The 25756-nt window shown below is 54.5% G+C and carries 24 protein-coding genes and 1 pseudogene; 9 read left to right on the forward strand and 16 right to left on the reverse strand.

The genetic code is table 11. The features are described 5' to 3' along the window. Positions 1-65: 65 nt before the first annotated feature. The 8 genes from EPD59_RS19945 to EPD59_RS19975 form a co-directional block, all read right to left on the reverse strand. The gene (locus EPD59_RS19945) at positions 66-1601 is read right to left on the reverse strand and encodes a hypothetical protein (RefSeq protein WP_133274311.1); all 1536 of its coding nucleotides are present in this window, start codon (positions 1599-1601) and stop codon (positions 66-68) included. A gap of 59 nt (positions 1602-1660) precedes the next feature. Beyond that, complete coding sequence (locus tag EPD59_RS19950; protein ID WP_133274312.1) at positions 1661-5134, reverse strand: hypothetical protein; 3474 nt, start codon at positions 5132-5134, stop codon at positions 1661-1663. A 65-nt stretch (positions 5135-5199) separates the two neighbouring features. Further along, positions 5200-6195, reverse strand: coding sequence for a hypothetical protein (locus EPD59_RS19955; RefSeq protein WP_240731521.1), 996 nt, complete (start codon positions 6193-6195; stop codon positions 5200-5202). Positions 6196-6233: 38 nt separating this feature from the next. Further along, positions 6234-6647, reverse strand: a complete 414-nt coding sequence (locus tag EPD59_RS22930) for a hypothetical protein (RefSeq protein WP_240731522.1) — start codon at positions 6645-6647, stop codon at positions 6234-6236. Positions 6648-6797: 150 nt separating this feature from the next. After that, positions 6798-7043: a hypothetical protein gene (locus tag EPD59_RS19960; RefSeq protein WP_133274313.1), complete on the reverse strand. Its 246-nt coding sequence runs from the start codon at positions 7041-7043 to the stop codon at positions 6798-6800. A gap of 252 nt (positions 7044-7295) precedes the next feature. Continuing rightward, positions 7296-7832 carry a hypothetical protein gene (locus EPD59_RS19965; protein ID WP_165963674.1) on the reverse strand — a complete coding sequence of 179 codons (537 nt, stop codon included), beginning with the start codon at positions 7830-7832 and terminating at the stop codon, positions 7296-7298. After that, entirely contained in the window at positions 7826-8686 is an 861-nt protein-coding gene (locus EPD59_RS19970) for a hypothetical protein (protein WP_133274315.1), read from the reverse strand. The genes EPD59_RS19965 and EPD59_RS19970 overlap by 7 nt, the downstream gene beginning before the upstream one ends. Positions 8687-8974: 288 nt before the next feature. Next, on the reverse strand, positions 8975-9976 hold the full coding sequence (locus EPD59_RS19975) for a sugar phosphate nucleotidyltransferase (RefSeq protein ID WP_133274316.1): 1002 nt from the start codon (positions 9974-9976) through the stop codon (positions 8975-8977). A gap of 156 nt (positions 9977-10132) precedes the next feature. Between EPD59_RS19975 and EPD59_RS19980 the strand changes: the two genes are divergently transcribed. The 3 genes from EPD59_RS19980 to EPD59_RS19990 all read left to right on the forward strand — a co-directional run bounded on the left by EPD59_RS19980 (position 10133) and on the right by EPD59_RS19990 (position 12034). After that, a complete protein-coding gene (locus tag EPD59_RS19980) occupies positions 10133-10711 on the forward strand; it encodes a LemA family protein (RefSeq protein WP_133274317.1) in 579 nt (192 codons plus the stop codon). A 79-nt stretch (positions 10712-10790) separates the two neighbouring features. Next, positions 10791-11246 carry a TPM domain-containing protein gene (locus tag EPD59_RS19985; protein WP_133274318.1) on the forward strand — a complete coding sequence of 152 codons (456 nt, stop codon included), beginning with the start codon at positions 10791-10793 and terminating at the stop codon, positions 11244-11246. Then, positions 11243-12034 carry a TPM domain-containing protein gene (locus EPD59_RS19990; protein WP_240731523.1) on the forward strand — a complete coding sequence of 264 codons (792 nt, stop codon included), beginning with the start codon at positions 11243-11245 and terminating at the stop codon, positions 12032-12034. Before EPD59_RS19985 ends, EPD59_RS19990 begins: the two co-directional genes overlap by 4 nt. Before the next feature lie 33 nt (positions 12035-12067). On the opposite strand, the gene EPD59_RS19995 is transcribed toward EPD59_RS19990, so the two are convergent. The 3 genes from EPD59_RS19995 to EPD59_RS20005 are packed head-to-tail and all read right to left on the reverse strand — an operon-like array spanning position 12068 to position 13379. Continuing rightward, the gene (locus tag EPD59_RS19995) at positions 12068-12367 is read right to left on the reverse strand and encodes a 3'-5' exonuclease family protein (protein WP_133274319.1); all 300 of its coding nucleotides are present in this window, start codon (positions 12365-12367) and stop codon (positions 12068-12070) included. Between the two features lie 8 nt (positions 12368-12375). After that, on the reverse strand, positions 12376-12687 hold the full coding sequence (locus EPD59_RS20000) for a hypothetical protein (RefSeq protein WP_133274320.1): 312 nt from the start codon (positions 12685-12687) through the stop codon (positions 12376-12378). Between the two features lie 53 nt (positions 12688-12740). Next, positions 12741-13379: a DUF1684 domain-containing protein gene (locus tag EPD59_RS20005; RefSeq protein WP_133274321.1), complete on the reverse strand. Its 639-nt coding sequence runs from the start codon at positions 13377-13379 to the stop codon at positions 12741-12743. Positions 13380-13491: 112 nt separating this feature from the next. On the opposite strand from EPD59_RS20005, the gene polA reads away from it, so the two are divergent. From polA to EPD59_RS20020, 3 genes are all read left to right on the forward strand, one after another. Continuing rightward, on the forward strand, positions 13492-16344 hold the full coding sequence (gene polA, locus EPD59_RS20010) for a DNA polymerase I (protein WP_133274322.1): 2853 nt from the start codon (positions 13492-13494) through the stop codon (positions 16342-16344). A 145-nt stretch (positions 16345-16489) separates the two neighbouring features. Further along, positions 16490-16924, forward strand: coding sequence for a DoxX family protein (locus EPD59_RS20015; RefSeq protein ID WP_133274323.1), 435 nt, complete (start codon positions 16490-16492; stop codon positions 16922-16924). 53 nt (positions 16925-16977) lie between these two features. Then, entirely contained in the window at positions 16978-17994 is a 1017-nt protein-coding gene (locus EPD59_RS20020; RefSeq protein WP_133274324.1) for a YpdA family putative bacillithiol disulfide reductase, read from the forward strand. 76 nt (positions 17995-18070) lie between these two features. Here the strand turns inward: EPD59_RS20020 and EPD59_RS20025 are convergent, their stop codons facing one another. From EPD59_RS20025 to EPD59_RS20040, 4 genes are all read right to left on the reverse strand, one after another. Next, positions 18071-19528, reverse strand: a complete 1458-nt coding sequence (locus EPD59_RS20025) for an SGNH/GDSL hydrolase family protein (protein ID WP_133274325.1) — start codon at positions 19526-19528, stop codon at positions 18071-18073. A gap of 23 nt (positions 19529-19551) precedes the next feature. Beyond that, positions 19552-20805, reverse strand: a complete 1254-nt coding sequence (locus tag EPD59_RS20030) for an OmpP1/FadL family transporter (RefSeq protein WP_133274326.1) — start codon at positions 20803-20805, stop codon at positions 19552-19554. Positions 20806-20960: 155 nt separating this feature from the next. Continuing rightward, positions 20961-21191, reverse strand: coding sequence for a hypothetical protein (locus tag EPD59_RS20035; RefSeq protein WP_165963676.1), 231 nt, complete (start codon positions 21189-21191; stop codon positions 20961-20963). Beyond that, positions 21182-21766, reverse strand: a complete 585-nt coding sequence (locus EPD59_RS20040; RefSeq protein WP_165963677.1) for a cyanophycinase — start codon at positions 21764-21766, stop codon at positions 21182-21184. Before EPD59_RS20040 ends, EPD59_RS20035 begins: the two co-directional genes overlap by 10 nt. 364 nt (positions 21767-22130) lie before the next feature. Here EPD59_RS20040 and mgtE point away from each other — a divergent pair. The 3 genes and pseudogenes from mgtE to EPD59_RS20055 all read left to right on the forward strand — a co-directional run bounded on the left by mgtE (position 22131) and on the right by EPD59_RS20055 (position 25316). Then, a pseudogene (gene mgtE, locus EPD59_RS20045) lies at positions 22131-23512 on the forward strand (magnesium transporter). An 88-nt stretch (positions 23513-23600) separates the two neighbouring features. Then, on the forward strand, positions 23601-24512 hold the full coding sequence (locus EPD59_RS20050; RefSeq protein WP_133274329.1) for a magnesium transporter CorA family protein: 912 nt from the start codon (positions 23601-23603) through the stop codon (positions 24510-24512). 207 nt (positions 24513-24719) lie between these two features. Further along, positions 24720-25316, forward strand: a complete 597-nt coding sequence (locus EPD59_RS20055; protein WP_165963678.1) for a hypothetical protein — start codon at positions 24720-24722, stop codon at positions 25314-25316. A 30-nt stretch (positions 25317-25346) separates the two neighbouring features. On the opposite strand, the gene arfB is transcribed toward EPD59_RS20055, so the two are convergent. Next, positions 25347-25751, reverse strand: coding sequence for an alternative ribosome rescue aminoacyl-tRNA hydrolase ArfB (arfB, locus tag EPD59_RS20060; RefSeq protein ID WP_133274331.1), 405 nt, complete (start codon positions 25749-25751; stop codon positions 25347-25349). Positions 25752-25756 lie beyond the last annotated feature (5 nt).

Here is a 25756-nt window from a genome sequence, read left to right on the forward strand (position 1 = left end):
GGCGGTGGAATGTACTCACGAATACGACTACAAAGAAACAACGCGCAAAGCGTTGGGGTACGTTCCTACTCGAAATGAATAGCGGCTTTTTGCTCAATCTGCCAAGCACCATTGCTTTTAAACAGTGTCCCTTCTTCATCCGTCACGATGCGCGAAACGGGCGTGCTGGGCTGCTGGTAGCGGCAGGCTTCACGCAGGGAGTACTGCGCGCTTTGGATAGCATAGGCGTGTACCGCCGTGTTAGAAGTAATTCGAAACGTGGCGCGCTCAGGCCGCTGGGCGTCTACTTTGATTTCGTAAATACTGTCGTGCTGGGGTTGTTCCTGCAAGTCGTATTCACTAAATCCACCATTCACAGGCACTTTTACATAATAGCGACTCGTCTGGGCTGGTTGATTTTCCGGCTTATTCATCGGAGGCGCCACTGACCAATTATCTGGAGTGGGCAGTTGTACAGGCGGCACCAAACTATCGAAGTCATCGCGCGGGGCAGCAGCGGGCGGGCCCGCTGGTATCACAGGAGCCGGGGCAGCAACCGACGCTTCGGCTATTGGCGCTGGTGCTTTATAGATTGGTGCTGGAGCCGGTGGCGGTGGCGTAGGAGCCGCGGGCTGCGGGGCTGGCGGAGCGGGGGCGGCCACTACGGGCACGGCCGGCCGCGCCGGCGCTGGAGATGGTGTTACTGGGTTTGGCGCTGCGGCCACTGGAGGATGATTTTGCGCCGGCGGAGCAGGTGCGGCTGGTCTGGGGGGCAAATTTTGACCGGCGGGCTTCGTTTGAGCTAGTGCCGCGCCTACGCGTTGCTCCACCATCTTCTCAATCTCACGCTGTAGCTCGGGCGTCAGTTTCTTGAGCGAAGGACTATCACTTGGCATGGCCAGCTTTACCGCTTCCAACGCAGCCCGATGACGCTCGGCGCGCGCATTCAGGGCCTTGATATGACCGCGCTGCAAGGCAAAAAGCACGAGGCTTAATATTGAAAACACCAACGCAATTGGAGCAAAAAGTTTGCTGATGGTGCTTTCAGCCGCATACGTGCGCGGACTACTTACGCTCGTGCCAGTTGGTAGCGCCACGCCTACATCAGAGTCCATCGTGGTATCGGCCAGGGAAGCCGTATCAGCAGCTTCTTCAGCTACGAGGTCAGCGCCGGTGTCACCCAGGGGAGTACCGTTTTGCACAAAGCCCTTGAGGCCCGTTTCTAAGGCCGTGAGGCGCTGCATCCGAACCGGGTCGTTGGTGCGCGCTGGGTTTTTGAGTCGGTTAATGATTTCGGTGGTGAGCTTATTAAGCCGCGCCTCATCCGTAGTCAGACCGTTATAAATTGCCCCCCGCTCCAGTGGTTTATACAAACGGCTGTATACACTCTGCTTATCGGCTTTGATACTGTTCTCGAATGCCTGCAAGCTACCGTCGCAACGCAAGGTGCTCTTAAGTTCAGGCACACCCGTATCCTCGTACACGAACTTGGCCGTGGCGCACCAAATCTGGGTTTTTGACTCGTCAAGAGTTGGCTTGCCTAGTTCGGTTTGGGCATGGACACTTGAGGCAGACAGTATTACGCCTAGCAGTAAGGGAGCGAAACGGGAAAATATTTTCATAGGAAGAAATACAACGGTATAACGCCGTACAGAATCAGCTCCTGCACGGCGTTATTTCATTACGAATTCGGGTTAATCAACTCCCGACTCAAGTTATACAGCGCCTGCTTCATCGGGTAGAAAAACAGCGTTTCCGGTAGTGTTTCACCCTGACCGAGGTTGCGGCCAATCTGATGCAGCCCCAAGTTCAAACTGTCCTCAATTTCACGGAGCAAGAAGTCTTTCACCTTCTGCCGATCCACGTCTACGCCTACCTCGCGCATCAACGGGGCTACGTCGTCGTTGTCGAGCACGATTTCGAGGAAGCGGCGCGTGTTGTCGATTACCGACTGCTTCAATTCGGCATCCACTTGGGGGATTTTGAGACGAGCCGTGTCAATGTCCGCGCCTTCTAAAGCACCATTGAGCTTCACCGTCCGAATCTTGTCGAAGTCGGCGGCACTAGTGGCGCTTTCCTCGAAGAGCACGCCACCATTGGTGGTTGCTTCTTTAGGATTGTCAGCCAGAATTACGCGGAAGTTTTGCGGTGGCTCCTGCCCGGTAGCGGCGCGGAATACGGCCTTGGTAATTTTCTCTATGGCCGCCAAGCTACTGCCGCCGCTGAGCAACCGCAGATACAAGCTACCCTTACCCGAGAAGCACAGATAACGCGGCGTTTTCAGGCCCAGATGCTGTACTAGCTGTGCTACGTGGTAGATAATAGCCGTGTAGTGCAGGTAGAAAAGCACTCGCAACTGCCGTCCTTTGCCCAAGCCCAGACTCTGCGTAAAGCGTAACGCCTCGTTGTAGGTAAAGAGCAAGCTCGTTACGTCAGCCGAACCAAAATCAGGGTTTTGCAGAGCCGCCCGCAGGTAGCCTTTGTACTCCTGGTTCTGCTCCGAATCGGGCAAGCTTTCCACGTACTGCACGCCGAGGCGGAGAAGGCCATTTTGCTTGGGCGCGCCCTGTACGCGAGCATAACCGTCACCCCACAGGTCATCGCCGGCAAAGCGGAAGGATGAACTGAAGGACGGCTTCTGCTCCGCGAAAATCAGCAAGTCAGTCGTGCCGCCGCCGATGTCGATGTTGATGACGTTCTCGTCGCGGTTGGGCACTACCTGATTGGTAGCCGTCAGGTAATAGTATGGGGCCACCGATTCCGAAATGCACTGCGTGGGTCGACGGGCGCGGAATACCTCCTGGAAGGCTTCATCCCACACCTGCTGAAACTGATTGCGCAGGAACATATCGAAGCTCAGGGGGGCAAACCACACCACGCGGGTATCTTCCAGAATACCACCGTACTGAGCCGCCTTGTGCTTCATCAGCAGCAGAATCTCCTTAAAGAAGGCCGCGATCCGATTCACACCCTGCGGATCCAGTTCTGCCGACCATTTCAGATTGGTCACGAAACGGTTCTGGGGCGGCTGGTTGGTTTCAGTGTTGATGCTGAAACCGATGTTAATGTTGCTCAGCACTTTGCTGGGCTCGTTAGCATAGGAGTTCGTTTCGCAGACTGCCGTCCGAATCGGAAACTCATACACCGACTGCTGCTCACCCACGATGCTGGGCACAAACTCCCGATTCTGAATTAGAGGAATGTCAAACAGCTGACCGGGGCCGCGCATATAGCGCTGAAAGGCCGAGTAGCCAGTATCGGGCAACGGCGCGTTTAGCAACTCTACTTGCAAGTCACCCTCGCCAATAGTGAACGGCCGCGGGTGAGCCGAAGGACCGTCGGCATACGCTACGTGCGTATTGCTGGTACCGAAATCGACGGCGAAGGTAAAGCGGCGCGTGCCACGGTCCAGCTCCTTCCAGCGTGGCACAATAAGACCACGGGCCGGCTCCGCACCAAGCGTAGCTGGCGGACAAGTAAGTTCGGCCAGGTCGAAGTGTGTGCCGGTGATTTCATAATATGTACTGCCAGCCGTTGCTACACTTTTTTGAGTACGCTCAAACTTGGTAGCCCGGCGGGCCGCGCCTTGGTCCGTTAATCGTTCGCCACCCACGAAGAAGGTGAGGTCGTAGCGGCGCTGCAGCATGGTAGGGCTGTTGTCAGCATCCACGAGCATGACCTTGTAAAAGTCGTTGTACTCGGGCTGCGCGCGCATCTTGTAGAATGGGAACACGCCCAAGCCAATGTTAGCCCGTACGATGCGACCCTTTTCCGGAATCTCGCGTCCCTGTGCGTCCTTGGGGTTCTGTGGATTTTGGTAGTAGCTGCGCTCAAACGTGATAAAACGCCCCCCTTGTACCGGCACCCGCACATTTACCCGCACATGGTTCAGGTCAATGGTAAAGGTGACCAGCTCGGCCAAATCGTGCTCGGTGAAGTACTCGAAGAAAGACTGCTTCAGCGGTAGCAAGTATGGAAACCGCGCCCGGCCCTGGGTATCAGCGCCGTACTGGAAGGTCACTTTGCCGGTGTGGAAGCGCTGCGTGTTAAGCTCATAAGGCAGCTCAACCAACGCATCTTCCAGAAAGTCGCCTACTGTAAGGTAAGGGTACTTGAAGCCTTTGCCGGGCAGCACCCGATTCTCCAGCGTCAGCTCATCAGCGTAGGGCACGGGCGTGCGGTCGTCCCAAGGCTGGCCGTTGAGGTAATTTGCCCCCTGCATAGTCAGGTTGGGGCGCAACACCAAGGGGCGCAGGCGGCCGGTATTGCTCTCGCGGGTAGGCTGAATAAACAAGTCACTGCTCATCACCGCCGATTGGTCGGCGCGGCCGGGAAGCGGCACGTACTTCACGCTCACCAAGTTGCCCTGGAAGTCAGTGATGGCTGGGTACTTGGCAGCAAAACGCTGGGCTGTATGCTCACCCTGCATCTGCATCTGATTGATGCGGCTGCGGTCGAGGCTAGCAAATACACTGCCTGCAAACTCGCGGCGCTGGAGCTGCGGATAAGCCAGAAACATCTCGTACACGAACTCTCGGAAAGCCGGCGAGCGGTCTTCGAGCAGCACGATCTGATTATCAAAATAATGCCCCCTAGCCTGCGCACGCTCCAAGTCCAGCGGTGCTACCGTAGGGGCTGTGAAGAGCAGGGTAAGCGGCGAAGTGCCCCCCAACAAGCGCGGCCCACCTGGCAGGTCCGGCGACTCATAGAACACCAGATACATATCCGTGAAGTCACGGAATCGGTCATCCTGCAGGAACAAGCGCAAGGTTTCGCCTAGCAGGCGTGTGCCTTCATCCGACTGCATCTTGCGCAACTCCGTCTCCGCATTCCAGCGGCGCAACGTGATTTTGCGGCCAGCTTGAGTATAGAGATTGAAGTTATACAGCACTTCGAACAGGTCCCAATAATGCGACACCAGCTCGTGGTACACCGAACCAGGATTGCGCTGCCCTTCACGAGCCAGGAAATCGAAGGCCGTTTCAAACAAGTGCATCCGCGCAAACGGCGTCGGGATGGACACGGCCACGTTCTTGGCCCGCCCGCCGGTGGGGTCGGTTACGGTATCAATTTCGGTGCTGGTAATGGGGGCGGTTTTCTGCCAGCCTTGCACCTGCTGGGAGCCGTTATTATGTAAGCGAAGGACTTTGGGCATTCCTTTATGTCTTATTGAATAGTAATGCAATTCCCTTTCTCTGGCTGAGAAGGGAAGCTTTATTCTTATACCACTTTTACCTTTTCTTCAAATGCCTTGTCCGTTACGCGGTCAAACAGGGCCAGCAGCTTCTTGAAGTTGTCGGGCTCTTGTATGGACTTGGCGGCGTCGTTGAGGCTATTGAGGAAGTAGTTCTGACTGAGACCTTTGTTGAAGAAGTCATTCCACTTTTTCTCCACTGGCTTACCGGCAATCATGGCGTTGAAGTCGTCGGTGGTCAGGTCAAAGGGACGGAAGGCGCGGCGGTTTTGGGCCAACTCTTTCAGCCACTCATCCACGCCGAACTCGGGGCTGTGGAGGAAGTTATTCAGCTCCTTGAAGATGGGCTCATTGCGCATGGCATAGTCCAGGTTCAAATTGTCGTGGTAGGGGGCTTTATCGGTGGGCAGGTGCTGCTTGTGGTAGCGCGTGAAGTACAGGAACTGCGTGAGCTGCTTTGCAATCATCTCCCGCGACTCATCGGGTAGGTGGCTAAAGTTGAGCTCCTGCGTGTCTACACCCAATCCGTACTCATGGAAGTGCGGACCACCGTTGCGCAATTCCGCATCAGGGTACTGCATGAAGTCCACGATACTGAGGGCGGCCAGTAGCTCGATGAGGTGAGCTTTGTTGCGCTGGGCCGTGCCGCCGGGCTGGTTCTCGTAAGGCGTATCGGGCGTATCAGCCAGATAATAGAGAGCATCAAGACCTTGTAGATTGTGCTCATAGTAGCTAAGCGCAGCCTTGGTTTTGGTCAGGAAGCTGTTGGAGTCAATGATGGAGTTATCCTCCGATTGCAATGCAAAGTAGGGCATCACCGTCACGGCGCCGGTGAGGGCGTCACGCAGGTAACGTGCGTTGCTCAGGCGCGTATTTTGGTCCTTGAGGTTTTTGAGTAGCAGCGGGAAGCCCGCTGCACCCGTACCGCCGAAGATGCTGGAAATGAAAAACACCCGGTCACCGGCTTGGAAGTTGTCGGCGAAAAACCGAATCTCTGGCGAATCCACAACCTTGTTCAGCACGACGCTGCCCACGTTTGGCGAGCCGCGGAAACCGATGGTCAGGGGCTTTCTAGGTTGTCCTGCGTGAACAGTAGCTCCACCAATCCCTTGGAATCAATGGAGAGTTGATCGTAGCTCAGATACTGGCGGAAGCTTTGGTTGATGCCACCAAAGTCAAACACGAACGTGTCTTTTACACCGCCATTCGTATCAGCCGAAATGCTGCTGAGCGTGCTGATGTTGGTGTGGAAGAAGCCATCCTCCCGCTGGCCTAAGCGGTTATAAATCTGTTGATAGCTTTTCAGCATATCCACCGTCCGGTTCATGTCGCCGTTGTGAGCGTCGGGATCAATGATGATTGGTACTACCCGGTCGCAATTGGGTAGCTGTACGCCGGCGGCCAGCAGCATGGTGAGGGAGCGAATAACGCGGGAGCCTGTACCGCCAATACCGAATAAAAAGAGTTTAGCCATTGAATCGCAGAGTTTGCAGATTGATCAGATTTCACGGATGCGTGTGAAAACGCATGTGTTGGCAACTTAGCGCTAAGCCATCAGGCCAATGCTTGGCTATAGCTTAACGATAGAAACGATAAAGACGCGGGTTATCGCGTCTTTATCTTATTAAAAAGGTGTGGTGCTGGCGTTGGTTGAGCCTTTGCGCAGAATAACGGAGAAAAGGAAGAACCAAAGTAGTCCGTACACCGCGTTTATGGTAGCCAGCCAGTAGATGTAAGAATGCTCGGCCACCTGCTGGCTATTGCATTGCACGATGGCGATGATGAAAGCGATAATAGCATTGGCAATTAGGAAAATAGTCCAGTGGCGCACCTTATTAAAGGTGGCGACGCCCATTGCACGGTTGATCAAGTAATAGAAAATCAATACTAAGGCCAGCGAAACCCCTAGCGTCAGCAACCCGACATTAGGAAAAATTACCTCGCGGTAAACTGGCGTTTCGGATGGCGGCTGGGGGACCCGATGATTTCGTAGAGAAAGCGAAAAAATGACTTCATAGCGGAAATGTACAAATAACTTTGAGTGGAGATTCGCTGAACGCTAAAGATTCAACAGAATTGTGTGAGCAATGCAAAACAAGCTTTGCTCTATTACATCCTGACGCTATTTGGCAGGCTCAAGCGTAAGTGGAATCTGGAAAATGGGTGCCTGCTGACCAGCTACAACAGCGGTGGAGACACCATCGAGAAGGCTAGCGAAAGCAAAGGTTTTCGGGCCGGCTTGGTTGATGTTGCTGTCGTTTTGAGTGGTCCACTGGCTTACCCAAGCCGGGCGGGCATCATTGAGCACAACCTGCAAAGGACGCGCGGCACGGGCCATTTTGGTCAGGCGGACTTTCACAAAATGCGTGTATTGATTCTCAGGACCGCTGCTGGTACGGGTCTGGTCAGTCGCGGCGGCTACGTTGACGATCTTCGCGTCGGTGTCTTGGCCAACAAGCTTCAAATTCTGCTTCAAATAAGCCACATCCTGATACAAGGCAGGCATATTGCCCAGATTTAGCCCTAGTACAAACTCTACCGGGTTTTGTGCGGAGGCCTCCTGTACGGCTACCGTGTGGTACGTGGCACCAGCCTCACGCTTGCTCGCGGTTTTCTCGCCGTAGTACCAATCACCTTTATTCTGGTACCGATTCAGCAAGGAGGAAGCCGGACGTGGGTACTTGATGCCGTAATGTACCTGCTGCGCCGGCTGTTTGGCCAGTAATGCTGCATCGAAGCGCCGCACGGCATCTTGGGGCCAATTACCCAGAAATAATACGGAATATCGGTGTCGCAGCAGTTAAGTACTTTGCGGGCACCAGTCATGATGGCCGGGTAAAACGTGCCCTGAAAGTCGGAGGTGAAGCCGTACACCGACACAGCCAAATCGGGACGTTGGGTGCGGCTGATAGCGTCCGTGATATCGGTCTTGATGTAGGGAATGGCGCCGGTGTTCTTGGGTGAGTAAATAAAATCTGAAATCAGGATGCTGACCGTGTTCGGATCGTAATAATTACTGACCAACGTGTCGAGCACCGTTGGAATGTCGGTACTGCTGGCGGGTTCCTTGATGCCACTGCGCACAGTACCAGAGAGTTGCTGATACGAGTCGCGGTAGGGCTTCTCTTTAATGCGATAATACACCTTGCGGCTTACCGCTGGGCTGTTATTCAGCTCCGACAGAAACTGCGCAACGTGTTGCTGAAAGCGAGTATTGCTAGCATCGGCGCCGGGCTTGGGCATGAAGCCTTCCATCGAGCCCGACACCTCCAGAAAAACATTTACCTGGGTGAGCGGCGCAGCGGAAGCATTAGTTTCCTCTACAACCGGTGCAGATGCATCTGGGGCAACTTTGGCATTGTCGGGGGGCGTTTTCGTCTTGTCATTCTCAACCTGCGTTTCGGATACCGCGCCGCCATCAGTTTTGACGTCATCGCGGGAGTAACAACCTGCCAATACTAACAGCACAGCGGCTAGCGCAGGTTGGAAACGGAATCTGGGGGGCAAATTCATAGGAGCAAAATAGAGGCAAACGGCCTGTGCCGCAACCTGCGTACTGCTGGCCGGGCCGGTGGGTTGTGGAGGAACGCTGAGAAAGTCGGAAAATTTTGTGCCACTTCGTGGCGCATAGCCTTGTCGATATTATCGAAAGTTTTCCACTTAGACTGTCAGGCAAGGCAAAGCGCAGCATTTTGCGTGCTGATGCTAAAGTAGGGATTCACCCAAAGCGAACGTCATGCTTCATCTGCGTCTGCTGGTTGAAGCACAAACTTTAATGAGGGCAAAAAAGCCCCCAGACCGTTAGCTGTAATTAATTTCGGTGTTGTCACCGATATTCAGGCTGTGGTTCAGACCACTGAAGGAAGCATCACTACCCACAATACAGTCTTGCATGACGGCAGAGCGAAGCTCACTGTAAGACCCAATAATAGAGTCGCTTAGAATGGCATTGCGCACAATAGTGCGGTCGCCGATGGCGACGTTGGGCCCGATGATGGAGTGGCGAATCTGGCAGTCGCGGCCGATGCTGACGGGCGGGATGATGATGGTGTCGGGAAACTCTGGGTACTCGCGGGTCACCAGAAATTCGGGGCGGTTCAGCAGGCGAGCGTTGGCTTCAAGTAAGCTTTCCTTCCGGCCGCAGTCAAACCAATTATCAACCGGCGTAGTGGTCATTTCCTCCCCCTCATTAATGAGTAGCATAAGCGCATCGGTTAGCTGATACTCATTATGCGTACGCTGCTCATCGGCAATGATGCGTTCCAACGCCGTAGCCAGGCGTTCGGGATTGGCAATCTTGTAGAGCCCGACCAGCGCATGGTTCGACTTCGGGATGCGCGGCTTCTCGACTACTTTGGTCACCTGCCCAGTGGCATCCGTTTCTACCAACCCAAACATGGACGGCGTTTTCACTTCCTTCACGGCCAGCACGGTGCCCGGCGTGTCCAGCAACTGACTTAGATCCACGTCTACAATTGTGTCGCCGAGCAGAATCAGCATGCCGTCGGTTTCGTGGCGGAAATACTCCCGGGCCACCCACAAGGCATGACCAATGCCCTCACGGGGTTCTTGTACCACAAACTCAGAGCGGACATTCGGATACTGCCGCCGAACGTAGCTCTCGATTTTCTCGCCCAAGTAGCCAATCACGAAGACAAAATCTTCAATGCCGGCGGCCACTAGCCGGTCAATAATGTGGCCCAGAATGGTGTTGCCCGCCACCGGCACCAGCGACTTGGGCTGGGTGTGGGTGTGAGGCCGTAAGCGCGAACCAATACCAGCAACAGGAATAACAGCTTTCATAAACGACAAACGTGGCGTAAGACCGCAAAATAGTAATTCGTGCGGCAGTAACTCCAAAGACAACCGCTAAGTCGAGTTTCCGTACTTTGCACTGCGCATATTTAATATTTGATGCGTAACTACAACCATCTTTCCCTTCCTCTCTCCCTTACTCCTATGAAACGTCTTCTTCTCTACCTGTTTGGTTTGATGGTATTGCTCACGCAATCGTCGTGCGGCTACAACGGCATGGTCAGCCGCGATGAGGCGGTTAAAGCCCAGTGGGGTAACGTACAGAACGCCTATCAGCGCCGCGCCGACCTGATTCCAAACCTGGTAAACACCGTAAAAGGTGCCGCCAACTTCGAGCAAAGCACGCTTACCGGCGTTATCGAAGCCCGCGCTAAGGCTACCAGCGTGCAGCTTAACGCTGATCAGCTTACCCCCGAAAACATTCAGAAATTTCAGGAAGCCCAAAGCCAGCTAAGCGCCGGTCTGGGTCGTTTGCTGGCCGTGTCAGAAAATTATCCGGAGCTAAAGGCCAACGCCAACTTCCAGGAATTACAGGCCCAGATTGAGGGCACCGAAAACCGGATCAACGTGGAGCGTAACAAGTTCAATACCGTTACCAACGACTACAACGGCTTCATCCGACAGTTCCCCAATAACTTATTTGCGGGTGTATTCGGCTTCTCAGCCAAAGGCTATTTTGAGGCCGATGCGGCTTCTCAGAAAGCGCCCACAGTACAGTTTTAAGTTTTAGCGGCTGGCTTCTGATTTGGCGTAAAAGCGTGAAATCGAAAGCCAGCCGCGACAAACCCATGATCAGAAACACATGAAGAACCCTTTGACCCCGGAGCAGGAAGCCAAGCTGGTTTCTGCCATTCGACAGGCCGAAATCAAGACCTCAGGCGAAATTCGGGTACACTTGGAAGATACCTGCCCCACCCCCGAACCCCTGGACCGGGCCGCGCAGGTATTTGCCGAGTTGAACATGCACCGTACGGCGCAGCGCAACGGGGTTCTTTTTTATCTGGCGTGGGAAGCACGCCGCTTCGCTGTTATTGGCGACGCCGGCATCAACGCCGCCGTGCCCGACGACTTCTGGGAAACCACCAAAGAAACGGTGCTCAAGCACTTTCGGGCTAATGACTATGTGACCGGCCTAGAAAAAGGCGTGCGCATGGTAGGCGAGCAGTTGCAGCACTTTTTCCCTTACGATGCGGGCACCGACAGCAACGAGCTCGACGACTCAATCTCATTTGGCAAACCGACGCCCCCGCGCGCATGAGGCACCCCTCCCCTTCTGCCTTCTGGCGAATCTTAGTTCCTTGTCTGTTGCTGTGGCTGGCCGTTGCCGGAATTTGCCCCCCAGCCTTCGCCCAAGATTTGCCCCCCAGACCCAGTCCGCCCCGACTGGTGAACGACCTGGCCGGTATGCTGCGCCCCGATGAGGTAGCAGCGCTGGAAAATAAGCTGGTTGCTTACGACGACTCTACGTCTTCTCAAATTGCTGTCGTAACCATCCCAACGCTAGGTGATTATGAGCTGGCCGACTACGCTCAGCAGCTGTACGAAGCGTGGGGCATTGGGCAAAAAGGCACCAACAACGGCATCCTGATTCTGGTAGCCGAAAAAGAGCGCAAAGCCCGCATTCAAACGGGCTACGGCCTGGAAGGCGCTGTGCCGGATGCGTTGGCGAAGCGTATTATTTCCAATACCGTGGTGCCGGCCTTTCAGCAACAGCGCTACTATGATGGCCTCGACCGGGCTACGGATCAGCTTATTGCGCTGGCCAAGGGCGAATACAAAGCCGACCCAGCCACAAACCGACGAGAGCGCAGCAGCGACGACAGCGGCTCCGGTTGGACTTTCTGGCTGGTAATCGGGGTGCTGGTGCTGTTTCTGCTGATGCGCAACCGCGGTGGCGGCTCCGGCGGCCGCCGTAGTCGGGGCTTCGGGGCATGGGTATTCCGCCCGTTATTTTCGGCGACTTCAGTGGCGGACGCGGCGTATTTGGCGGCGGAGGCGGCGGCTTCGGGGGTGGAGGCGGTGGCTTTGGCGGCTTCGGGGCGGTAGCTCCGGCGGCGGCGGGCCAGCGGCGACTGGTAATTACTGCGCTTCTTCGGCGCTACGCGCCCCAACTTGCTGATATACTGGCAACTCATAAAACGGCCGCAACAGCTGGATGACATCCAGCGCATCGGCTACGGCTTCGTGCGCCACGGTGTTGTCGTCAAACTTTGCGCGAGCCTTGCAGATGCTCATTGTGGGCAGACGCGAATCCTTCTTCCAGTTTAGATAGAACGCGGCAGGGTCCAGCATAGCGGGCTCAGCCCGCACCAAAGTGCCGTAGCCGGGCAACTCGCGCAGAAAGCCCAGGTCGAAAGAAGCGATATTCTTCCCAGCCATAGTCACCGTCACGCAGTTGTGCTTGTCAGCATTGAAGCCTTCAGCCAGTAAAAAGTCTCGCAATTGAGGCAGTAGCTCTTCTGGGGGCAAATTTCAGGGTTAGGCTCCTTGCGCGACAATTCTTCCAGCAAGCGCGCATTCAAGGCCAGCGCGCCGGCTGTGCCTACGTACTCCGGATGCCGCACCGCCCGTCGAAAAACCGGCAAATCGGTCAGTGGCCTTGGGCGCTTGGTGTCTTCCACTACAGCCGCTAGTTCCAGAATCTGATGGCGTTGGGGCTTGCCGCCGGTGGTTTCGAGGTCGAGGGAGATGTAGCGCATTCCTGACTGTACGGGTAGCAGTAAGCAGACGTTGGGGCTGCCACCGCTACTTCTTAATGATCACTCATTACGCCCGCTTTGATAGCCACTGGCAAGCGGTTTTCGACCGGCGGCACGGGGCAGGAATATTGCCCCCCATACGCGCAGAACGGGTTGTAGGCCCGATTGAAATCCAGCACCACTTTTCCGTTTTGAATTTGGCCGAGGCGCAAGTCGAGGTAACGGCCGCCACCGTAGCTGCTATGGCCGTTGGTGCGGTCGGTGAAGGGAACAAACAGATAATCTTGGTAGCCTTCTTTCTGTAGTAGATCAAGGCTTTGGTAAATAGTGAGCTTCAATTCCTGCCCATCAAGCGTGAAATAAGCGTCGCCATATTTGCGGTACATCGGCCGGCGGGCGGTGCTGGTTTCCATCTCAAAAGGAGCAGCCAGCGAATCGCGGATAAAACGGGCCTCAACGCGAGCAGCGCGATTGAGTGGGAAAAACGGCAGTCCCTTGAATTTCTTTAGCTCCTTCGCGGGCAAGGGCGACTCGGCCGGGTTGCGGTATTCAGCGTTGAGTTCCTGCTGGAAAGCGGCTACTTCTTTAGCGTGGTCTGCGGCTGGGAGCGTAGGAATGGCAGCCGTTGTTTGGGCTGTGGCGCTCAAGGAATATAAAACCAGCAGCAGGGGAAAAAGGTAAGTGTATTTCATGCTCCAAAGTACTCGGGCTTTAGCATACTCGTAGTATTATTGACCGAACACGGCAGGCTCTGGCGCGTTTACTTCATACGCTCGCCCACCTACCGCTTGTATCTTCGCCCCCATGACCGAATCTACCGCCCCCGAAACTCCCAAAAAACTCTTTCTCCTCGACGCTTTCGCCCTTATTTACCGCGCCCACTTCGCTTTTAGCAAGAATCCGCGCATCAATTCCAAGGGAATGAATACGGGCGCCGTACTCGGCTTTACCAACACGCTCGTGGAGGTGCTACAGAAGGAAAAACCCACCCACCTCGGCGTAGCCTTCGATGCTCAGAAGAAAACGTTCCGCCACGACAGTTTCGCCGAGTACAAGGCTCAGCGCCAGGCAATGCCCGAAGATATCGGCACGGCCATCCCCTATATCAAGCGGGTAATTGATGCCTTCAACATCCCGATTCTGATGGTGGACGGCTTCGAGGCCGACGACGTGATTGGCACCCTGGCCCAGCGCGCCGAAGCGCAAGGCTTTGAGGTGTTTATGATGACGCCCGACAAAGACTACTGTCAGCTCGTTACCGAAAAAATCAAGATCTACCGGCCCGCCTTTATGGGTAATGCCGCTGAAGTGCTGGATCTTGCCCATGTCCTGCAGCGCTTCGAGATTGAGCGCGTAGAGCAGGTAACCGACATTCTGGGCTTACAAGGTGATGCGTCCGATAACATTCCGGGCATTCCAGGTATTGGCGAAAAAACCGCCAAAACGCTGATCCAAAAGTACGGCTCCGTGGAGCAACTGATTGCTCACGTAGATGAGCTGAAAGGCAAGCAGCAGGAAAACGTGCGCAACTTCGCCGAGCAGGGCCTGATGAGCAAGGAGCTAGCCACTATTCATGTGAACGTGCCCATTCCGTTTGAGCCCGACGCCCTGAAAATGGGTCCGCCCAATGAGGAACAGCTACGCGCCTTATTCGATGATCTGGAGTTTCGGCAGCTGGCGGCGCGGGTGCTGAGCGGGGGCGCGCCAACCACATCTACGCCTTCGCCACGGGCGCGGCGCGCGGCGGCTGGGGGGCAAATTGCGCTGTTTGGTGCGCCAGTTTCTACAGCTACCGCGGAGGATGAGGAGGAAGATGAATTTTTGCCCCCCGCCACCAAACGCACCCTTGCCGACGTGCCGCATCAGTATCACCTGATTGATACGCCGGCGCTACGTAAGTCTTTGCTGGGCTTCCTGATGCAGCAGAAAGAGGTCAGCTTCGATACCGAAACGACTGGGTTGGATACGATGACTTCGCGGCTGGTGGGTTTGTCGTTCTGCTACTTGCCCGGCGAGGCGTACTATGTGCCGGTTCCGCACGACGATATGACTGCCGTTCAGGCTATTGTAGATGAGTTTCGGCCTTTTCTTGAGAGTGAAACTATTGGCAAGATTGGCCAGAACATCAAGTACGATCTCACTATTCTGAAGCACTACAACGTGCGGGTGCGTGGGCCCTTGTTTGACACCATGCTGGCTCACTACCTGCTGGAGCCCGATATGCGCCACAACATGGACATTTTGGCCGAAACCTACCTGCATTACACGCCGGTTTCTATCATAGAACTTATCGGACCCAAGGGCAAAAACCAGAAAACCATGGCCGATTTGCCCCCCAGCCAGGTAAGCGACTACGCCTGCGAAGACGCCGATGTGACCTTGCAGCTCAAGCACGTATTCGAGCCCAAACTAGCTAAAATCGGCCTATTGAAGCTACTGAACGAAGTAGAAAACCCGCTGGTGCCGGTGTTGGCCGATGTAGAATATGAAGGCGTACGCATCGACAGCTCGGCCATGGGTGAATATTCTGCTGAACTGCAAGGCTACATTACGGATCTGGAAAAGCAGATTTTTCAGGCGGCCGGGCAAGAGTTCAATATCGGCTCGCCCAAACAGCTTGGGGAGGTTTTGTTTGATAAAATGCAGCTCGGTGGCGGTAAAATCAAGAAAACCAAAACCGGCCAGTACGCCACCGGCGAGGAGATTCTGAGCGTGCTGGCTATTGACAACCCTGTGGCCGCGCTGATTTTGGAATACCGCCAGCTGACTAAGCTGCGCTCTACGTACGTGGAAGCGTTGCCGCAGCTTGTATGTGAGCTAGATGGCCGTGTGCACACGTCCTTCAATCAAGCCGTAACGGCCACCGGGCGCCTGAGCAGCACCAATCCTAACCTCCAGAACATCCCGATTCGCACGGAGAAAGGCCGTGAAATCCGCAAAGCCTTCGTGCCTCGCGACGCCGACCATTTACTGGTTGCAGCCGACTACTCGCAAATCGAGCTGCGCATCATGGCCGACTTCAGCAAGGACGCAACGATGATTGAGGCTTTCCGCCAAGGCATCGACATTCACAGCAGTACGGCCAGCAAAGTGTTTGATGTGCCGCTTTCAGCCGTGGATGCCGAGATGCGCCGTAAAGCCAAGACCGTGAACTTCGGTATCATCTACGGTATTTCAGCGTTTGGTTTGGCCCAGCGCCTGAGCATTTCGCGCAAGGAAGCGCAGGATATTATCGAGGCCTATTTTGAGGAATTCGGGGCCGTAAAACGCTTCATGGATGAAAGCATTAACAAAGCTCGAGAGCTAGAATACGCCGAAACGCTGCTCGGTCGCCGCCGCTATCTACGCGACATTAATTCACGCAACGCTACGCTAAGGGGCTTCACCGAGCGCAACGCCATCAACGCGCCCATCCAAGGCACCGCCGCCGATATCATCAAAATTGCCATGATCCGCATCCACGATTGGCTGGAAAAGGAAAAGCTAGGCACTAAGATGATTCTGCAAGTCCACGACGAACTGGTGTTCGACGCGCCAAAGGAGGAAATTGAGTATATCACGCCGCGCATCAAAGAACTAATGATCAACGCGTTGCCCCTAAGCGTACCAATGGAAGTGGAAGTAGGCACGGGCAGCAACTGGCTACAGGCGCATTAGGCCAGAAGGAATGTTACTGAATGATTCATGATGATAATGTCGTCGAAATAGAGCGACTTAATAACGGTAATTGACGGAGCCTAAGCCCTTCAAGCACCTACCTCCGTATAGTGTGGCTACACTTCCATATTTATCCTTAGCGCTTATGCCACACCAGGTCCATACCTCCACATTGCAGAATGTAGCCCGCGGCGCGCTAGGTACCTTTATGATTGTAGCCGGCACGGGACACCTCACTTTTGCGCGGCAGGAATTTCAGGCCCAGGTACCCGATTTTGTGCCTCTGGATAAGGATACCACCGTGCTGGCATCAGGAGTGGTGGAAATTGGGCTGGGGTTGGCGCTCCTAGCGCTGAAAGGGCAGAACCGGGTGCGGATGGGTTTGGGGTTGGCAGCCTTCTATGCGCTGGTATTTCCCGGCAATATTCATCAATACACGCATCATATCTCGGCTTTTGGCCTCGATACCGATGCCAAGCGACTTGGTCGGCTGTTTTTTCAGCCTGTGCTGATGGGTTGGGCCCTGTGGTCGACAGGAGCTTTGCAAGCCTTGAAACAAAAGCAGAACGACCGAACATAGCCGCAAATTGGTGAGCCATGAACTCTCGATAGGCTGAGTTGGTATACCTATATATGACGACGAATCCTTCTTTTGATGTAGTAGTAATCGGCGCAGGACCGGTGGGTTTGGCCTGCGCTATTGAGGTGCAGCGCCGTGGTCTGTCGGTTTGTGTTGTCGACAAAGGCGCGCTGGTTAATTCTATCGTGGGATATCCTACGAATATGGAGTTTTTCTCCACGCCCGAGCTGCTCGAAATTGGTGGCTACCCTTTCCCAACTAGCGGCTATAAGCCCTTACGTGAAGACGCGCTGGATTATTACCGTCGCGTAGCCTTCGCCGAAAAGCTCAATCTCCGCCTATATGAACGCGTGCTAGGGCTGGAAGGCGAAGCCGGTGCCTACGAGCTGCGCACGAACCTGGGACTTATTCAGGCTCAATCAGTGATTGTAGCGACGGGTTTCTTTGACGTGCCAAACAAGCTAAACGTGCCAGGCGAAGAACTGCCCCACGTAAGTCACTACTACAAAGAGCCCTATGCCCATGTTGGTCAGCCGGTGATTGTGGTGGGGGCCAAAAATTCTTCGGCCAAAGCGGCGCTGCAATTAGCCCGCGCGGGCGCTGATGTGACCTTAGTAGTGCGCGGACCAGCGTTGGCCGAATCGGTGAAGTACTGGATTAGACCAGATTTGGTGAATCGTATTGCCGAGGGTCGAATCAAAGCCCTTTTCAACACCACTATTTCGGCCATCCGACCCGGCGAGATAGATGTAGTGACAGAAAATGCCCCCCAAACCCTACCTGCCAGCTTCATCTACGCCCTCACTGGCTACCGTCCCGACTACAGCTTGCTTGCTGCCTTAGGCATCGACACGCAGCCAGATGCCGTGTGCACTCCCTGGCACGATCCCGAGACTTTCGAAACCAACCGCACAGGTGTATACTTGGCTGGTACCGTGTGCGGGGGGCTAAATACCAGTCGGTGGTTTATTGAGAACGGCCGCTATCATGCGGCCGTTATTGCAGCGCACCTTGCCGGTCAGGCAGCTCCTACTTTGCCTCCCGTGCTTCAGCCCGTACAATTATCATAACACCGGTCAGTTGATTCACACAAAAAAGGCCTTCTCCTGTGCAGGAGAAGGCCTTTTCACTTTTTAGTGAGGCGAATTAAGGGAACTTCACACCAGGATAATCATTAGCATTCAGCGTCGGTACAGATGCTCCATACTGCTGGTTGATGATGCGAATCATCTCATTAGCCACGATGGAGTAACCGCGAGGAGTTAAGTGCACACCATCCAAAGAGAACAAGTTGCCCGTGATAAACTGCGCCGTATTGTTCACGCCGTTCGTCACGATACCACCGCTGGCTACACGAGCGAAAAAGCCATTCACATCGAATACAGCCAGGTTTTTTGCCGTTGCTTTGGCTATCATGGCATTGTTGAAGGCGGTAGTAGCCGTGCGTACTGCTGTCTGCTCAACATCGTCAAGCACGAAGGCGCTTGGAATAGGATTTCCAGCGCTAGTACCAAACGTCTGAAGCGTATCAATACCATAAGTAGTCAGGAAGATCGGAAAACCGGCGGCTGGTTGGCCGCTCTGCCCATATATATAACGCCAAGCACGACCCGTACGCTGGTTAAGCAAGCCTAGGAAAGGAGAGGAAGTCAGAGTAAAGAGTTGACGACCTACACCGCTAGCATCGCGAATATCAGCAGTAAGAATTTGTCTACGGTTAGTAGAGGTTGCGCCACCTGGGGCTGAACCGGTCTGAATTACTAGGCCAGGTACACCATTGGGCAAGCCGGGCTGCGGGGTCAGTAATGTAGCTTTAAATGATGGACCTACCGTCGTGAAGAAAGGAATGTTAGTAACGTCTGGAATAGTAGCAACAATCCCTTTTGCGCCATTTGCCGTGAGCGCATCAATAAGCTGGTTGTTGTTAGCCGTGAAGGTTGCTGTACTTGTTATTATGCTGGTTGGAGCAGTACTTGCGCCACCCGATGTAGCATAACCCAACACGTCATTGTTACCCATCCAAGCCGAGAAGAAAGTTGGGTTAGAGGCTGTTACACGGGCCAGATAAGTTTGAGTAGGCTGAGCATCAGGTGTAATACGCTCAAACAGTGGATTGCCCTGTACGCTACCGTAGCCAGCCGTCAGAATATCCGACATGCGAATGCCGGGTACACCTAGGTTATTAACAGGCTCGGTAAACTTAGTGTAGAGCGGACGAGCCGCTGTAGCGCCAGCCCGCAGAGCTAGCTCTGTGGTAACCGTAGCTGTGATGGGGCTGCCGGTAGCAGTAAAGCCAGCCAGACGCAGGTAGCCAGTACCGTTGCGCTGAGCTTCTGTGAACAAAGGCTGCACGAACTCGCCGCCGCCTACGCTACGGAACTGTTGCGCTAACAGGTTGGGATAAGAGTTCAGCTGACCTTCCAAGTACAAGCCGCCGTCTGCATAGCCAGCCGTTAGAGAGTTACCAACAGAGATGTAGCGAGAGAAGTCCGCGGTGCCACTGCTGGGCTTGATGTCTTGTTCCAGATCAGGCTGGCAGCCCGTGAGAGCCAACCCAAGAAACGCCAGGAACGGGGCGGATTTAGTAAACAGTTTAGAGGCCATATCGATACAAGCGAGGCAAAGAGTTAGAAGGAGTAGTTCAGGCCAATACCTGGAATGACAATGTTGGTTTTGTAGGTACCTGCTACGCGGTCCTGAGTACCATTGGCCACCAACTGGCTTTGCGTCTGGCTGCGCTTGGAAATGCTTACAAACTGGGTTGAGAAATCTACTCCAAATTTGCCTACCGCGTACGAAGCACCAATGGTACCGCTAACACGGTTCGCGTCGGGCGTTTCGGGCGTCACGTACCCGTCGCGTACCGGCGACTCATCATAAGCAGCACCAGCACGCACGGTCAAGCCATCCGTAATTTTGTACTGTCCACCTAAGCGGAAAGTGAGCGCATCTTCATAGTTACGCTTCGATACGCTGGTGTTGGAACCGTTGATAGGATCAGCAAACGTGAACTCTAGGGTTTTGTACTTGCTCCACTCGGCATAGTTCACGTCGAGGCCGATGGTGAGCTTCTCTGTAGGCATAATGCCGATACCGATGCTGGTAGTAGCAATCAGGGGTAGTGTAGCGTCGAACTTGGTATTAGGAAAACGAGCCGCTAATACCGAGTTAGGGTCGATGTCGGTGAAGGTAACGTCGCCGCCTTTCACCTCGGCATCAATCTTCGAACGATAGTTTATACCTAGGCTAAACTTCTCAGATGGCTTAAAGAAGACACCCGCGTTGAAACCGATTTTGCGTTCTGCCTCGCCGTCGAGTTCAATATGGCCAAAGGAATCTGGCAAAGGCACATCGCGCTGTAGGTTTACCGCACCGTAAGCCAATACCGTCAGGCCAGCGCCCACGCTGATCTGATCCGTGATGGCGTAGCTGAAAGTAGGCTGCACATAAACCGCCTGAAGCTCAATCTCTGTCAGAGCCGTGCGGCCCTCCCAACCCTCAGCATATTTCAGCGTGCTGCCAAAAGGCGTGTACACCGCAATACCCGCCCGAAACTTGCCTTCTGCTGGGCCAAAGCTCGCGTACAGGTTAAAAGGCGTAACTACTGAGTTGCGTAGCTCGCGCTGCGTACTTCCTCCTTCGGCCACAAAAGCCGAGCGGGCAAACGTAGCATTAACTCCTACTTGTACGCCCCGCTCGCGTACCATTGCCAGCGCACCCGGGTTGTAAAACATAGCAGCCTGATCGAGCGATAAGCCAACGCCAACGCCGCCCATGCCGTTGTTTTTCTGCCCGGCTAGCGTCACCTGATAGCCACCCGCCGAGGCCGCAGTACTCGTAAGTAGCGCACCACCCACTAGGAGTAGAGATTGTAACTTCATAAAAAAGGGGAATGAGTGAGAATTTGCGGTTTATGGCACTAAATGTAAGTAGAAAAATTAATCAAATTAGTAGGCGTGCCGAGTAGTTTACAAGACGCTCTAAACTTTGAACAATTTGCCTTCATTGGATATTGGGGGCAAATTAGCAATAATGTCTACTGATTAGCTACAACTTGCCGGCTGTGCAAATTCAAGCGCTGGCCACTCACCAGCACATGCACGCGCAGGTCCTGGCCTGCCACCGGCTCGCCCCGGCCAATGCGGCCTAAATTGCTGCCATGCAGATGCTGACCATCCACCACCATCACTACCCCATCACCGAAGATTTCCGCTTCTTGGCCGCCCCGCACAATAATGCCCGTTTCCTGCCCCAGTCCTAAGCCCAAACGCGTAGGATGCTGCACCACCGCGTGCGCCAACCGCCCAAAGCGCCCTCGCTCGGCAAAATGCTGATCCAAGTACACTTCCCCAACAGGCCCAGCCCGGGGGCCGTGCGCAGCCCTCCTTTTGTGAGCGAGCGGGCCCCGTGGCCTTCCACAATCATGCAATCGGGGAGCACGGCTGCACCGGCGCTGGTGCCGGCCACAATAAAGGCCGCATCGTGGCGGTAACGGTCGGCCAGCACGGCTAGGGCGCGGGTTTTTTGCCAGAATTCCGTAATCCGCTCTTGATCACCGCCCGTAAAAAAAACCATAGCCGCTCGCTCCAGGCGCCTGAGGTTTTCCTCCGTATCGGCGGCGTGGCGTTCGTCTATGCGCAAGTGATGCACCGAGCGGCAGCCCAAGTCGTGCAAACTATCCTGGTAGCCGCGGCTACTTCGGCCAGGGTTGCTGGAGGCCGTAGTGACAATCTCGACCGGAGCAGTAGGCGCTGGCAGCATATCAGTGAGCATAGCCAGCATGGCGTCGTCATCGCCGCCGCCCAAGGCTACCAGCGTTCCGAGAGGTGATTTTCTGGGCATATTTGGCAGGATAAAAACAAATAGCGGATATAGAAAACCCCGGGGGGCTTTTTCAGGCCAGTCGATCGACGGCTGCGGCATGAAGGTAAGAGGCACGTGCCACCCACCCGCGCTTGTTCCCTACGTTCTGGATAATGGTATGGTAACCCTTTTCCTGCGTCACTCAAAAAAGTATACGCTGCCACCAGTGTAGCGCCATCCTCGGCACCACACGAATCGACTTCGCCAGTCAATTTTCAGGTTCAGCTCTTACCGCTCGAAATTAGCGACTAGTTTACAGCAAGGCCGTTTTTTTAGGTTAATTTTGAGAGGCCAATTCTCACTAACTCATCCTTGCCTAGCGAAGCACTCCTCTTAGCAGTTCATGAATCAGCACCCTACCACCGACCAGATTACGTCCCTGATTCAGGAGGGCGAATTTTTTAAATTAAAAGAACTGCTCAAGAAGTTTGAGCCCGCCGAAGTGGTGGAGCTGATCGAAGAGGAAGACGAACGCGAACAACTGATTATTTTTCGGCTGCTGCCTTTGCAGCTGGCCACGCAGGTATTTGAGTACCTGGAAATAGACGTGCAGCGGCACTTTCTGGCCAATCTGAGTCAGGATAAAATCTCGGATATCCTGAACGAGATGTCGCCCGACGACCGGACGGCGCTGCTAGAGTTTCTGCCCGATGACTTCGTAAAAGAGCTGATTCAGACGCTATCGGAGGCCGAGCGCAAGGTAACGCTGGAGCTGCTGGGCTACCCCGAGTACAGCGTGGGCCGCCTGATGACTCCCGATTACATTGCTATTCGTGAGAGCTGGACGGTGCAGCAAGTGCTCGACTATATTCGGCGGCACGGGGGGCAATCGGAAACCATAAACTTGCTGTATGTCACCGACGGCCGTGGTGTGCTTATCGACGATATCAGTATCCGGGAGGTGTTGCTGGCCGACCCCAGTAAGCGCGTGAGTGAGCTTATGGACCGGCGCTTCGTGCACCTCCAAACCATGCAGGATCAAGAAGAAGCCATTGAGGTGTTTCGCAAAAATGACCGGGTGGCCCTCCCCGTCGTCAATGACGAAGGCGTGCTCTTTGGCATCGTGACTATTGATGACATTCTGGATATTCGGGAAGAGGAAGATACCGAAGACATCCAGAAGCTTGGTGGCTCGCAGGCTCTGGACGAGCCGTACCTTAGTATTCCGCTGCTGGGCATGGTGCGCAAACGCGCCGGCTGGCTCGTAATTCTGCTGATTGGGGAGATGTTTACGGCCACGGCCATGGGGTATTTTGAGGAAGAGATAGCCAAGGCGGTGGTACTGGCGCTGTTTATTCCGCTCATCATCAGTGCGGGCGGCAACGCGGGCTCCCAAGCTACTTCGCTTATTATCCGGGCCATGTCGCTGGGCGAGCTGAACCTGGGCGAATGGTGGCGCGTGATGCGCCGCGAACTGGCTACTGGCCTGATGCTGGGGGCATTTTGGGAGTGGTTGGCTTATTGCGTATCCTGTTGTGGTCGCGCCTGTACCCCAATGAATACGGCGAATACTACTGGCAAATTGGGTTTACGGTTGGTTTTTCGCTGGTCGGCATCGTGTTGTGGGGGTCCTTGTGCGGCTCTATGCTACCGTTGCTACTCAAGCGCCTCGGTGCCGACCCAGCTACTTCATCGGCCCCTTTTGTAGCCACACTAGTTGATGTGACCGGGCTAGTGATTTACTTCTCGTTTGCCCTGCTATTCCTGAGCGGCACGCTGCTGTAGTCCAACTTTAGCCCGCCGGAAAGTAACCGTACCCAACAGCCGCACCGTACGTTAGCCGAGGCAGCGTGCCAGTTACTTTCTATGGCTTATGACAGAACATCTTCTTACCCAGCAAGAAAGCCTTTTTGCCTGGCTCGATATTACTAATCCTGCCGTAGCGGAATTGCAAGCCGTAGCGGAGCAGTACCAGCTTCCCGACTCGCTGGTGCGCGACTGTTTGGAGCCCACGCACTTACCTAAGTTTGAAGCCACCAACGGCCTGAACTTTGTCATTCTGAGGGTATTTATTACGCCCGAGAATAGCGAGGCCGATACTATTCAGGAGCTAAGCACCAAGATTGCCGTTTTCTACGCCGCCGACTATCTGATTACCGTGCACCGGCTGCCGCACCCGGTGCTGAGCGAATTGAAAAAGGTAGCCCGTGCGCCCGGCCGGGAGTGCAACTCACCCTCCGAAATAGCCATTCACCTCGTTCGCTATGCCCTCAATAGCTACGTGCAGCCTGCCCTCACGCTCACGAAGGAGCTGGACGATTATGAGGCAGAAATATTTTTGAAAAAGGAAGTCCCCAACGCGCTGCAGGGCCTCTACTTTCTCAAACGCAAGGCCTCGGCCGCGAAGCAGCTCCTTCTCCTCACCCGCGACATTCTGACCATGCTGCGGCGACAGTCTGCTAGCACCGATAGCACCCTGCTGCAAGACACCCAGGATCTGCAGGTGAAAGTAGAAACGCTCTATCAGCAACTCGATGGGGCTGCCACCAACCTCATGAACCTGTACCTGTCGTTGTCGTCGCAGCGCACAAATGAGGCCATGCGCGTACTCACGGTGTTTTCGGCCTTTTTCCTGCCCCTAACTTTTATTGCCGGTGTCTATGGAATGAACTTCGAGTACATGCCCGAACTGACCTGGAAAATGGGCTATCCGGGGGCCATGGCGGCCATGGTGTTCATTTCCGTTGGCATCTACTTTTGGTTTAAGCGAAAGGGCTGGATTTAGCTTAGCTTCCATCCCCAGAAGTTGTAAAATGTCAAGTGATAGAATATGCTGCGTTTTAATAGCCGGCACCGCAAACTACGTTTCTGTCTCCTGTTGTTGGCAGGCTTGCTAGCGAGTGGGGGGCTTTTTACAGGTTGCGTTGCGGTAGGAACGTTACCCACTCTTGCATCTGGCGACTACCAGCTTTTTCGTACAAACGACCCGGCCTTGGCTGCTGCCATTGGGAAGGAGCGTGCTGTATATGTGGAGCAGGTGCAGGATTCCTTAAGATTTCTGTCGCAGCCCAAAGATGACAACGATGCTGCAACGCATAGTCAGCGCCGTTTTAGCTATCCATTGCGCCGCGGGCAGCACGTCATTCTGCTAGACAGTAAGTTTGACTTAGACGTCTTTACAATTCCTTTTAAGGCTCGTCCACCCCAAGGAGCGCTGCCCTTACAGCTTAATACCAACTTCAACGCGGCAGTTTATTATGGTCGTCGGCTAGACTTTTACCATGTCAACAGCCGGCAGCACTTAAATGGAAAGCAAGAGCCGCAGGTTCGGACTGTTGGCTTAGGATATGGCCTGTTCACTGGGTTGGGTTCCTCTACTATCAATCCTGACGTCACGAATCAGCAGACACGTGTGGCCGAATATGAAGGCTTTGTGGTGCACGTGGGAGCCGCGGCTATTTATGATGCCCGCATCTTTAATTTGGGCCTAGCCATCGGAGCCGATCAATTACTAGGCCCTGATGGCCAGCACTGGATATACCAGCGCAAGCCCTGGTTTGGGGTGCTGTTTGGCTTGGACTTAAACTAGAGACTGCTGAGTCATAAACGACCATTGCCTCTACAAATCCAGCCGCCGATTAGCTTTCTTCTCGCTGTGCTTTTTCTTAGTTTCTAAGCGTTTGCGCACGGCGCCTTTGCTGGGCTTAGTGGCTTTGCGGGCTTTGGGCTTGTGCAAAGCCCGCTTGAGCAAATCGTGAAATTTCTGGAGCGCAATTTCCTTATTGCGCAGCTGGCTACGGTCTTCCTGAGCCGTTACCAGCAGGTAGCCTTCGGTGGTGAGCTGCGAGGCTAGCTTTTGGAGCAGCACCTGCTTCTGCTCGTCGCTGACAAGATGGGAAGACGATACCTGCCACCGCAGTTCCACCCGCGACTCTACTTTATTGACATTTTGCCCCCCAGGCCCGCTGCTGCGGCTGGTTTGCACTTGTAACTCGGGCCAGAAATATTCGGCGGGCGGAAGCATTAATT

This window comes from Hymenobacter radiodurans (assembly GCF_004355185.1).
Lineage (GTDB): Bacteria > Bacteroidota > Bacteroidia > Cytophagales > Hymenobacteraceae > Hymenobacter > Hymenobacter radiodurans.

Excerpts from the sequence above, each read along its gene's own strand:
- EPD59_RS19945 (WP_133274311.1), bottom strand. The coding sequence starts at position 1,601 with ATGAAAATATTTTCCCGTTTCGCTCCCTTACTGCTAGGCGTAATACTG.
- EPD59_RS19950 (WP_133274312.1), bottom strand. The coding sequence starts at position 5,134 with ATGCCCAAAGTCCTTCGCTTACATAATAACGGCTCCCAGCAGGTGCAA.
- EPD59_RS22930 (WP_240731522.1), bottom strand. The coding sequence starts at position 6,647 with ATGGCTAAACTCTTTTTATTCGGTATTGGCGGTACAGGCTCCCGCGTT.
- EPD59_RS19970 (WP_133274315.1), bottom strand. The coding sequence starts at position 8,686 with ATGAATTTGCCCCCCAGATTCCGTTTCCAACCTGCGCTAGCCGCTGTG.
- EPD59_RS19975 (WP_133274316.1), bottom strand. The coding sequence starts at position 9,976 with ATGAAAGCTGTTATTCCTGTTGCTGGTATTGGTTCGCGCTTACGGCCT.
- EPD59_RS19980 (WP_133274317.1), top strand. The coding sequence starts at position 10,133 with ATGAAACGTCTTCTTCTCTACCTGTTTGGTTTGATGGTATTGCTCACG.
- EPD59_RS19985 (WP_133274318.1), top strand. The coding sequence starts at position 10,791 with ATGAAGAACCCTTTGACCCCGGAGCAGGAAGCCAAGCTGGTTTCTGCC.
- EPD59_RS19990 (WP_240731523.1), top strand. The coding sequence starts at position 11,243 with ATGAGGCACCCCTCCCCTTCTGCCTTCTGGCGAATCTTAGTTCCTTGT.
- EPD59_RS19995 (WP_133274319.1), bottom strand. The coding sequence starts at position 12,367 with ATGGCTGGGAAGAATATCGCTTCTTTCGACCTGGGCTTTCTGCGCGAG.
- EPD59_RS20000 (WP_133274320.1), bottom strand. The coding sequence starts at position 12,687 with ATGCGCTACATCTCCCTCGACCTCGAAACCACCGGCGGCAAGCCCCAA.
- EPD59_RS20005 (WP_133274321.1), bottom strand. The coding sequence starts at position 13,379 with ATGAAATACACTTACCTTTTTCCCCTGCTGCTGGTTTTATATTCCTTG.
- polA (WP_133274322.1), top strand. The coding sequence starts at position 13,492 with ATGACCGAATCTACCGCCCCCGAAACTCCCAAAAAACTCTTTCTCCTC.
- EPD59_RS20015 (WP_133274323.1), top strand. The coding sequence starts at position 16,490 with ATGCCACACCAGGTCCATACCTCCACATTGCAGAATGTAGCCCGCGGC.
- EPD59_RS20020 (WP_133274324.1), top strand. The coding sequence starts at position 16,978 with ATGACGACGAATCCTTCTTTTGATGTAGTAGTAATCGGCGCAGGACCG.
- EPD59_RS20025 (WP_133274325.1), bottom strand. The coding sequence starts at position 19,528 with ATGGCCTCTAAACTGTTTACTAAATCCGCCCCGTTCCTGGCGTTTCTT.
- EPD59_RS20030 (WP_133274326.1), bottom strand. The coding sequence starts at position 20,805 with ATGAAGTTACAATCTCTACTCCTAGTGGGTGGTGCGCTACTTACGAGT.
- EPD59_RS20040 (WP_165963677.1), bottom strand. The coding sequence starts at position 21,766 with ATGCCCAGAAAATCACCTCTCGGAACGCTGGTAGCCTTGGGCGGCGGC.
- EPD59_RS20050 (WP_133274329.1), top strand. The coding sequence starts at position 23,601 with ATGACAGAACATCTTCTTACCCAGCAAGAAAGCCTTTTTGCCTGGCTC.
- arfB (WP_133274331.1), bottom strand. The coding sequence starts at position 25,751 with ATGCTTCCGCCCGCCGAATATTTCTGGCCCGAGTTACAAGTGCAAACC.